Raw genomic sequence first — 9,090 nt, 5'->3', positions numbered from 1 at the left:
CAAGGCAGTTTCGACCACAGCTCGCTGGAACCGGATTCCAAGATGAAGGAGTATGACGCGGGGCGTGCCTGGGTGCACGACTTTTACGAGAAGTCGAAGCTAACGGCTGATACGCCCGAGGACGTGGCGGGCGCAGTGCTTTTGGCGGCCACGGCCAAGCGCCATCGGCAACGTTACACCGTCGGCAAGGTCGCGTGGCAGATCAGCCTCCTGCGGCGTCTCATGCCTGCGACGTTGTTCGACAAGGCCTTGCGCCAGCAGTTCCGCCTCCCGGCCTGACTATCCCGCCGCTTGCCGACGCAACGCAGGGGGATGCGCATCAGGCGGCCCGGCAGGCCATGCTTCCCAACACCCGCCAGCAGCATGCCGCCGAACGCTATCGCGTCGCTGGATAATCTGCATCTACACTTCTCAATTTAACAGGAAGAAACAATGACGTTCAAAGCTTTACTCGCCTCCAAACATGGCGATACGCTCTCCACAGCGATCGTAGACCTAACCGAGGCCGACCTGATGGACGGCGACGTGACGGTCGCCGTGGATTACTCAACCGTGAACTACAAGGACGGGATGGCCGTAACCGGACGGCTCCCGGTGATCCAGACCCTTCCGCTCGTTCCCGGCATCGACCTCGCCGGAACGGTGGAAGCCTCCTCCCATCCTGATTTCAAGGTTGGCGACCGGGTGGTTGCCAATGGCTGGGGGCTGAGTCAGACCCATTACGGCGGATATGCGCAGAAGGCCCGGTTGAACGGCGATTGGCTCGTCAAGCTCTCCGAATCGCTTTCCACGAAGGATGCCATGGCCATCGGAACTGCTGGCTACACGGCCATGCTGTCTGTGCTGGCACTCGAACATGGCGGGATTACGCCCGATAGGGGCGACATCCTCGTGACTGGAGCCAATGGCGGCGTCGGATCGATCGCCATTGCACTGCTCTCGGGGCTCGGATACCGCGTCATCGCCTCCACGGGCCGTCTTGAAGAAACAGCCTATCTGCGGGAGCTCGGAGCCGCAGAGATCATAGATCGGAACACATTGTCGGAACCAGGAGCCCCCGTTGCGGCCGAACGCTGGGCCGGCGCAATCGACAGCGTCGGCAGTCATACGCTAGCAAATGTCCTGGCACAGACGAAGTATCGTGGTGTCGTGACCAGCTGCGGCCTTGCCCAGGGCCGTGACCTTCCCGCCACGGTGCTTCCGTTCATCCTGCGCAACATCACCCTTGCCGGCATCGACTCGGTCAATGCCCCGCAGGTGGTGCGTCTGGAAGCCTGGGCACGTCTCGCCCGCGATCTGGATCTCGCAAAGCTCGCGCGCACGACGACAGTCATCGGTCTGGCGCAGGTCCCTGGCGTCGCCGAGAGCATTCTGGGCGGGCACGTTCAGGGCCGCACGGTCGTCGATGTCAATCTTTAGGGTTGTCACGGAAAACCGGACTTCGTTTTCCCGAAATGACTACTCCGCCGCCATGCATGCGATCGAGCGTTGTTGGGAAACGCTCTATGATGAGGCCCGGGCTTTAAGATCTGTGCTGCTGTGATCGAGCAGGCCTATGTCCGCACCGTTTTCGATCACAACGGCATCGAGCCCGACCAACAGAAGGAGGACGTACTATGTTCAGGCGTGCGGCGGTCACGGCGTTGCTACGAAATGTGATGCCAAAGTGGACTTGCCCCACGTTATCGTGGAGGGGTTCGCCGGTCACGATTGCAGTTCTGACGGCGTTCATGTTTTTTCCGCAGGTGAAGGTCTCAGTTTTCAGATCCAGAGCGAAATTGCACAATGCTCACCGCATGATATTATGGTCGTAATTTAATGGAGATTTGAAAGGCGCCTCATGCGATATGAAAAGGGTCGAAAAGACACGTCACGCCGTAGGATCATGGATGTCGCTGTCGAGCGGTTCCGCTCGGATGGAATTGCCGGCTCAGGTCTTGCGACTATCATGAAGGATGCCGGTCTGACGAATGGTGCATTCTATCCCCACTTTCCCTCGAAAGCCGATCTCGTCCGGGAAACGTTGTCTGATGCCCTGAGCAAGCAAGCAGTATGGCTGCGCGCGATGTTGGACGAAGGGGGGCTCGACGGCGTGATTGACTTCTACCTTTCGCCAGAACACCGGGACAATCCGGGACTGGGCTGTGCCTCCGCAGCTCTGCTGCCGGAACTCGCGCGGCAGCCGGAGGAGACGCGCGGCATGTATACCGAACAGTCCCGCATCCTTGTGCTCCTGCTTGCCGAAGCGCTTCCAGCCGATGTCGAAGCGAGAGAGGACGTGGCTTACGCATTTTTTGCGACACTGATCGGGACGCTCCAGCTGGCACGGGCGGTCAATAATGAAGTGTCGGGCCGCATTCTGCAGGCTGGAAAGAACGCCTTACGCGCCTTGGCGGGTCTTACGCATTCACCGGCCTCTTGAGCTTGAAAATCCATACAAGAGCGCGCGCTCCATAAGTGTTCGGACGGGGTCACGCTTGGCGTCATTGCCTCCGACAAAACCTGAACTTTGCCGCCGCGCGGCGCATCAAAACCTTGCCAGCAACGAACCAACAGACCGGAGATTTTCAGTGAAAGCCTATGTCGTCGACAAGTACAAGAAGAAGGGCGCGCTGCGCCTTGCCGAACTGCCGGATCCGCAGGTTCAGAACGCCGACGTCCTCGTGCGCGTCCATGCCACATCCGTCAACCCGCTTGATTCCAAGCTCAGGGACGGCGCTTTCAAGATCTTCCTGCCTTACCGTCCGCCCTTCGTGCTTGGACACGACGTTGCAGGAACAATCATCAAGGTCGGCTCTGGTGTCAGCCGCTTCAAGGTCGGTGACGAGGTCTATGCCCGGCCGAGGGATCACCGCGTCGGCACATTCGCGGAATTCATCGCCATCCACCAGGACGATGTCGCGCTGAAACCCGGCACGCTGACGATGGAAGACGCATCGTCCATCCCGCTGGTCGCGCTGACGGCGTGGCAGGCGCTTGTTGATGTCGCCAAGGTGAAGCCCGGCCAGAAGGTCTTCATTCAGGCCGGTTCGGGCGGCGTCGGCACGATCGCGATCCAGCTCGCCAAGCATCTGGGCGCGATGGTCGCGACGACCGCGAGTGCAAAGAACGCTGCCCTGGTCAAAAGCCTCGGCGCGGATGTGGTGATCGACTACACGAGCCAGGACTTCGAAAAAATTCTCTCCGGCTACGATGTCGTGCTGAACAGCCAGAATTCGAAGACGCTTGCGAAATCCCTGAACATCCTGAAGCCCGGCGGCCATCTCGTATCGATTTCTGGCCCGCCGGATCCGGCGTTCGCCAAGGATCTTGGTCTGAACGCGCTCTTGAAGCTTGTCGTCCAGTTGTTGAGCCGAAGCGTGCGCAAGAAGGCGAAGAGCCGTGGCGTTCGGTATTCCTTCCTGTTCATGCGCGCCGATGGTCGGCGACTTGAGCAGATCGCCGAGTTGATCGATAGCGCCGCATTGCGCCCCGTCGTGGACAAGATATTCCCCTTCAACCAGACGCCCGAGGCTTTGGCCTATGTCGAGACGGGTCGTGCGAAGGGAAAGGTCGTGATCAAAGTGGAATAAGTTCGGTAAGTGGCATTCGTCAGACGAAGTTAGGTGTTTTTGAGGGCGTGTGGCGGGTGAATGTCTTCGTCGGGCGACCTCATCGTATTTGATAGAATGGCCGGAGCCTCTCACGCAGAGCAATTCATCCCTTCTATCCCGCGTACTCAATGACCATAAGTGCCGTCGCCGTGATCTTCCCCGGGTTGGCAATCGAATGTGGGCATCAAATGGATCAACACAAATTATTTCCATCTCCCAGCCGCCAGACCCTAAAAGACTGAACCGGTTCCTACGTCCGGTTTTAGCAACCGTACGAAGGTCAAGCGCCGTCGTGTCAACTCTTCCTGTGTCCACCGTGCCAACGGCGAGCAGCTCGGCGCTGGGAAGGATCGTATGGTCAGGAGGTGTACCCTCCCTGTAGGCCGACGTCCCCCTCCGCTAGTTACCGCGCATTATACTTTGCATCCAGCGCGTCTACCGCATCGACGTTCCCGGCCGACGGGCCTTTCTCGTCGAAGCTCTGGGCCAGGAATGCGTCGGCGATCGACTTTGCGAGCCCGATCCCGATGACGCGGGCACCCATGGTGATGATTTGGGCGTTGTTGGAAAGGGCTGCCCGCTCGGCGGAATAAGTGTCGTGCGTCAGCGCAGCGCGGATGCCGGGGACCTTGTTCGCCGAAATGCAGACGCCAATGCCGGTGCCGCAGACGAGGATCGCCTTGTCAAAGGTTCCATTTAAGACGCTCGAAGCGACGCGGTCGGAGAGGTTGGCGTAGAAGGGATCGGCGCATTCGTTCACGCGCGAGACTTCGTGCACCTCAAAGCGATCCTTCAGATAGTCGGCCAGAACTTTGGCTAGGCTTTCGCCGGCGCTGTCTCCTGCAATGGCAAGCTTCATTGTCTCTCTCCTGAGAATTTGGCGGCGTATTTCGAGATGATGTCGAGGTAGCTTTCGACTACCCCAGCCGAATGGCCGATGATGAACCCGTCGGTATGCAGGCTCGAAACCAGTTCTTCGCAGTTTCCCAAGATCGACCAATGGTCATCCCCAGTCTTTCCGCCACTTTGGTCTTGAACAAAGCTACTCTCTCGCGGAAGCACTAATGGCTGCCGCAAAGCGATAACCCGTTACAGCGCAGTAAGAAGCGCGTCGGCGATCGCCTTTGCTACATCTCGCCTCCCCGACGCCTGACGGAAACGATCGTTTGTCCTCCGGAAAAGCTTTTCCTTACCAAATCAAGCAGGTGGCTACCGAACAACAAGGCACGAAAAATCCAACGAAAAGGGTTTCTCCTGAAGAACGGCGTCCAGAATGGCAGACGCAAGAGGAAAATAAGGGGCCGCTTCATCCTTGGTGCCGGGTTTTTCCAGCGCCAACGTCGCCAGAGCCCGCGCAGTATCCACGCCTTCCACCGTTTCACCGAACAACTCGTTGGACAACACATCAAGGACGCTGCGCCCGGTTCCAAGCCCATGGCCGAGGCGGCTATTGCGTCCTCCGCCGACAGTGACATGTAGATCGCCGAGACCGGCAAGCCCGAATGCTGTGGCGGCATCGCCGCCCAGTTTCTCGCAGAGCCTCGCCATTTCCAGGCTGGCCTGGGTGAAGGCTGCCGCGGTGGGGTTTTTTGACTGACCGTCCGCACGTTTTTGATCGGGATATCGCGTCTGCATGGCGCTGACACCGATCGCAAAGAAATTCTTGAGTGCGGCGCAGGCTTCGACGCCCGTGACATCTGTAGTCACCGATAGACGGTAATAGTCCGTTTCCATGTTTGCGGCGAACCGTTCGGCCATTGAAATGTCCTGGCAAGCGTAAATGCTGGCCGTCGGCAGACGGTTGGCGAGTTCGCGGGCAATACATGGTCCACCGATTCCGATGAAGGCGCTCATCATGGGAATACGGGAGGGAAGCGTATGGGCATAGGTCGAAACGCTCGAACCCGCCGCATCAAGCCCCTTTGTCACAAAGGCCACCGGACGAGGCACCGTCATAAGCTGGTTAAGGATGCCGGTCACCCAGGCGATGCCGGGGCTGCTCACCCCAACAATGATGAAATCGGCCTCGCGGAGGTGGTGAGCCTGTAGCCCGTCGCAAAGGATTGCCTCCACGTTGCTAGGTAGCGCGTGGTCAAGTTTCGGATGAACCCCACCCGGTAGCCGCAAAGCAGTTACGACGTCGCCGTCAAGTGGCGTACCAACGAGCAACACCGTGTGGTTGTTCTCGCCAGCAGGCACGCACAGGGCTGTACCCATCACACCGGCACCGAGTACGACGATTTTTGCCACAGTTGTTCTCCTCCTGGCGTGGTTTCAAACGGGAAGCGCCGCCGCTATCGCATCATGGCGGCGACATTGCCGCCATCGACTGTCAGAACGGCGCCGGTGCTGGCCCGTGCCTTGGCGAGATGCACGAAGGCCGCCGCTACGTCGGCACCCGTCACCTCGCGACCGACGAGGTTGCCACGCATATAGGCCTCCGGTGTCAGGCCGCGCGCCCGACTTCTCTCCGCGACCATCTCGTCCGTCATCAGTCCGGTTCTGATCCTGTCGGCATTGACGGCATTGGATGTGATGCCGGATGCGCCGTGCTCGATCGCGTATTGACGCATCAGCGCCATCAGCGCCGCCTTCGACGTGCCGTAGGGGCCGAAGTCCGCCCCTGGATTGACGGCCTGTTTCGACACGTTGAAGACGATCGCGCCGCCGGTCTTCTGCTTTTCCATCACCTTCACCGCCGCACGGGCGATATAATGATGGCCCCAGAAATTCAGCTCGAATGCCTTCCTGAAGGTTTCTTCCGGAACATCGACCAGCCGCCCCTGAAACGCCGCTCCAGCATTGGAGATCAGGATGTCCAGCCCGCCGAAATAGCCCGCCACCTTGGCGATGGCGGCATCCACGGCGGCGTGATTGGTGACGTCGCAGGCGACGCCCAGCCCGCCCAAACGCTTGGCCTGGCGCGCTACAGCGTCCTCGGAAATATCGATTAGCGCAACCTCGGCGCCCTCCGAACGAAGCGCTTCGGCGATGGCCAGACCAAGCCCGCCGGCCGCCCCCGTCACCACCGCTACCTGCCGGGTCAGCGGCTTTTCCACCTGCTTGGTCAGTTTGACCTGCTCCAGCGACCAGTATTCGATATCGAACAAATCCGCTTCCGACAGCGCTTCGAAGGATTCAATACCCTCAGCCTTGGTGATCACCTCGATCGTCGCTTCGGCCACATCGGCGCCGACCAGCGCGTTCTTGTGCGTCGCGCCGGCCGCAAACAGGCCAACCCCCGCAACGTAGAACACGCGCGGCATCGGATCGAGCATCGTCTTATCTCCGCCGACGCGGGCATTGTTGCGCTCGAAATAAGCGCGGTACTCGGCTTGATAGGCCGCGACTGCGTCAAGGACCAGGTCGGCCCATTCGCCCAGATTCCCTGGGACGGGGGCAGGCAGGGCGATGCCGAAGCGCTTGATATGGATGACGTGCTCGGGTGTCGCATTACCCCGCCTGACGAGGCTTGACACCGTCTCGGCGTTGCAGAAGTCGAGCACCTTTTCACTGGTCCGGTGTTCGAGGACAAGACGCTTCGGTGCCCCTTCCACGCCGGTGTCGATGGCGATGGCACCGCGCAGGATCGGCGCGATCTCCGCCGCCGTGGCCATCTCCACGGGCAGTTCGACGGGCGTAAAGGGTTTGGGCCGGCCCTTGGCCAACCTCCGTTCAGCCTGATCGATCTTGTCGATCATGTCCTCATAGGCTGCGCGCGGATCGTCGGACCAGGTGAAAATACCATGCTTAAGAAGGATCATGCCGTCGCCACCGGGATTGGCGCGGAAGGCCGCATCGCACGCCTTGGCGAGGATGAAGCCTGGCATGACGTAGGGCACGATGATCGATTTTGGGAACAAGTCGCGGATGAGATCTTCGCCATGCGGCTGGTTCGTCAGGGAGACGATCGCATTGGCATGGGTGTGGTCGATATGCTTGAATGGCAACAATGCATGCAGGATGGCTTCGACGGAGGGGTTGGGTGCATTAGGATCCATCAGCAGCCGCCGCTGCAGCATCACCATCTCGTCGTCGCTCAACTCGTCGAAACCGACCATGGCCTTAAGAGGCTCCAGCCGAACCGCCGGCAGGCCCTGTGGCTCGATTGTGCCCATATCCCAACCGCTACCCTTGACGCAAAGCACATCCACCGAAGTACCGTCCCGATCGGTCAACATCGTCTTGACCGACGTGTTGCCGCCGCCATGCAGCACCAGTTCCGGATCCTGGCCGAGCAGGCGTGTCGTATACGTCCGGATCGCCAGATCGCGGTTGACGCCCTTGTCGACATAAGACGCGACCATGGATGCAAGCTCACTGTCGTTCCATCTCGATTTCATCGCTATTTCCTCTCTTTCCCGCGTCCTCGCGAACCGGGCTGCAAAAATTGAATATCCAATGGCCGGAGCGTCAGACCCGGTTTTCCGTTCCGGCGTCGAAGACGTGCACCTTTTCGGGCGCGATCGAGAACCGGACATCCGTCCGTTCGTCGAAATGCGTCGACTTGTCGACGATTGCCAGAAACTGGCCTTCCGGCCCCTCGCAGCAGAGCTGCGCTTCATGCCCCATGCGCTCGATCAGCAGCGACCGGGCGACAATCGACCCCTGCGGATCGACCATGACATCGGTCGGGCGGACGCCGCAGATCACCCGCTGGCCGGTCGACACCTTTAGGGACGGTTCGAGCCGGATAAGGCCGGCCTTAGTTTCCGCAGCTGGCGCTCCCTGATCGGCAACAACGACGCCCGTCAGAAAATTGATCGCCGATGAACCGATGAAATCGGCGACATACTTGCTCGCGGGCCTGTCATAGACATCGTCCGGCGTCCCCATCTGCTCGATCTTGCCGGCTCGCATGACGACGATCTTGTCGGCCATCGTCATTGCCTCGATCTGATCATGGGTCACATAGATCGTTGTCGTCTTCAGGCGATTGTGCAACTGACGGATTTCGGTGCGCATGTGCGCACGCAGCTTGGCATCGAGATTGGAGAGCGGTTCGTCGAACAGGAACACCGCCGCTTCGCGCACCATTGCTCGCCCCATGGCGACGCGCTGGCGCTGGCCGCCCGAAAGCTCTTTTGGGTAGCGCTGTAGATAGGGCGTCAGATTGAGGATCTCTGCGGCGTGTTCGACACGCCTCTTGATCTCGGCCGGCGGCTGTTTTGCCACCTCCAGGCTGAAGGCAATGTTCTCGTAGACCTTCATGGTCGGATAGAGCGCATAGTTCTGAAACACCATGGCGATATCGCGATCGCGGGGATGCACATCGTTGACGCGGCGGCCGGAGATCAGCAGATCCCCCTCGGTGACCGTTTCCAGGCCGGCGGTCATGCGAAGGAGCGTGGTCTTGCCGCAGCCAGACGGCCCGAGCAGCACGACGAATTGGTGATCCTCAATCAGAAACGAGATATCCCGCATGATGTTGAACGCACCGAAAGATTTGCCGATGCTCTGATATTCCACGGTTGCCATGAACTGCTCCACTCGTCTT

General features: G+C 59.8%; 7 protein-coding genes and 2 pseudogenes. 4 read left to right on the top strand and 5 right to left on the bottom strand.

What is annotated here, in order from left to right; translation table 11 throughout:
• The 4 genes and pseudogenes from CO667_RS29090 to CO667_RS29070 form a co-directional block, all read left to right on the top strand.
• Positions 1-279, top strand: a pseudogene (locus CO667_RS29090) (short-chain dehydrogenase/reductase); the annotation flags it as partial.
• 153 nt (positions 280-432) lie between these two features.
• Complete coding sequence (locus tag CO667_RS29080) at positions 433-1,419, top strand: MDR family oxidoreductase (RefSeq protein ID WP_097621697.1); 987 nt, start codon at positions 433-435, stop codon at positions 1,417-1,419.
• Positions 1,420-1,840: 421 nt separating this feature from the next.
• On the top strand, positions 1,841-2,422 hold the full coding sequence (locus CO667_RS29075) for a TetR/AcrR family transcriptional regulator (protein ID WP_097621696.1): 582 nt from the start codon (positions 1,841-1,843) through the stop codon (positions 2,420-2,422).
• A 148-nt stretch (positions 2,423-2,570) separates the two neighbouring features.
• Positions 2,571-3,572 carry an NADP-dependent oxidoreductase gene (locus tag CO667_RS29070; protein ID WP_097621695.1) on the top strand — a complete coding sequence of 334 codons (1,002 nt, stop codon included), beginning with the start codon at positions 2,571-2,573 and terminating at the stop codon, positions 3,570-3,572.
• A 424-nt stretch (positions 3,573-3,996) separates the two neighbouring features.
• Here CO667_RS29070 and CO667_RS29065 read toward each other — a convergent pair whose 3' ends face one another.
• The 5 genes and pseudogenes from CO667_RS29065 to ugpC form a co-directional block, all read right to left on the bottom strand.
• Positions 3,997-4,452 carry an RpiB/LacA/LacB family sugar-phosphate isomerase gene (locus CO667_RS29065; protein WP_097621694.1) on the bottom strand — a complete coding sequence of 152 codons (456 nt, stop codon included), beginning with the start codon at positions 4,450-4,452 and terminating at the stop codon, positions 3,997-3,999.
• Positions 4,449-4,577: pseudogene (locus CO667_RS36030) on the bottom strand (triose-phosphate isomerase); the annotation flags it as partial. The gene CO667_RS29065 and the pseudogene CO667_RS36030, both read right to left, overlap by 4 nt.
• 225 nt (positions 4,578-4,802) lie before the next feature.
• Positions 4,803-5,843 (bottom strand): glycerol-3-phosphate dehydrogenase, encoded by a 1,041-nt coding sequence (locus tag CO667_RS29060; RefSeq protein ID WP_097621693.1) that lies wholly within the window; start codon positions 5,841-5,843, stop codon positions 4,803-4,805.
• A 44-nt stretch (positions 5,844-5,887) separates the two neighbouring features.
• Positions 5,888-7,936 (bottom strand): bifunctional aldolase/short-chain dehydrogenase, encoded by a 2,049-nt coding sequence (locus CO667_RS29055; RefSeq protein ID WP_097621692.1) that lies wholly within the window; start codon positions 7,934-7,936, stop codon positions 5,888-5,890.
• A 70-nt stretch (positions 7,937-8,006) separates the two neighbouring features.
• Positions 8,007-9,071, bottom strand: a complete 1,065-nt coding sequence (ugpC, locus tag CO667_RS29050) for a sn-glycerol-3-phosphate ABC transporter ATP-binding protein UgpC (RefSeq protein WP_097621691.1) — start codon at positions 9,069-9,071, stop codon at positions 8,007-8,009.
• Between the last annotated feature and the right edge of the window lie 19 nt (positions 9,072-9,090).

Source organism: Rhizobium sp. L43 (assembly GCF_002531725.1).
Taxonomy (GTDB): Bacteria; Pseudomonadota; Alphaproteobacteria; order Rhizobiales; family Rhizobiaceae; genus Rhizobium.
Note: the sequence above shows the minus strand (reverse complement) of the source record. Positions and strands in the feature narration are given on the sequence as shown.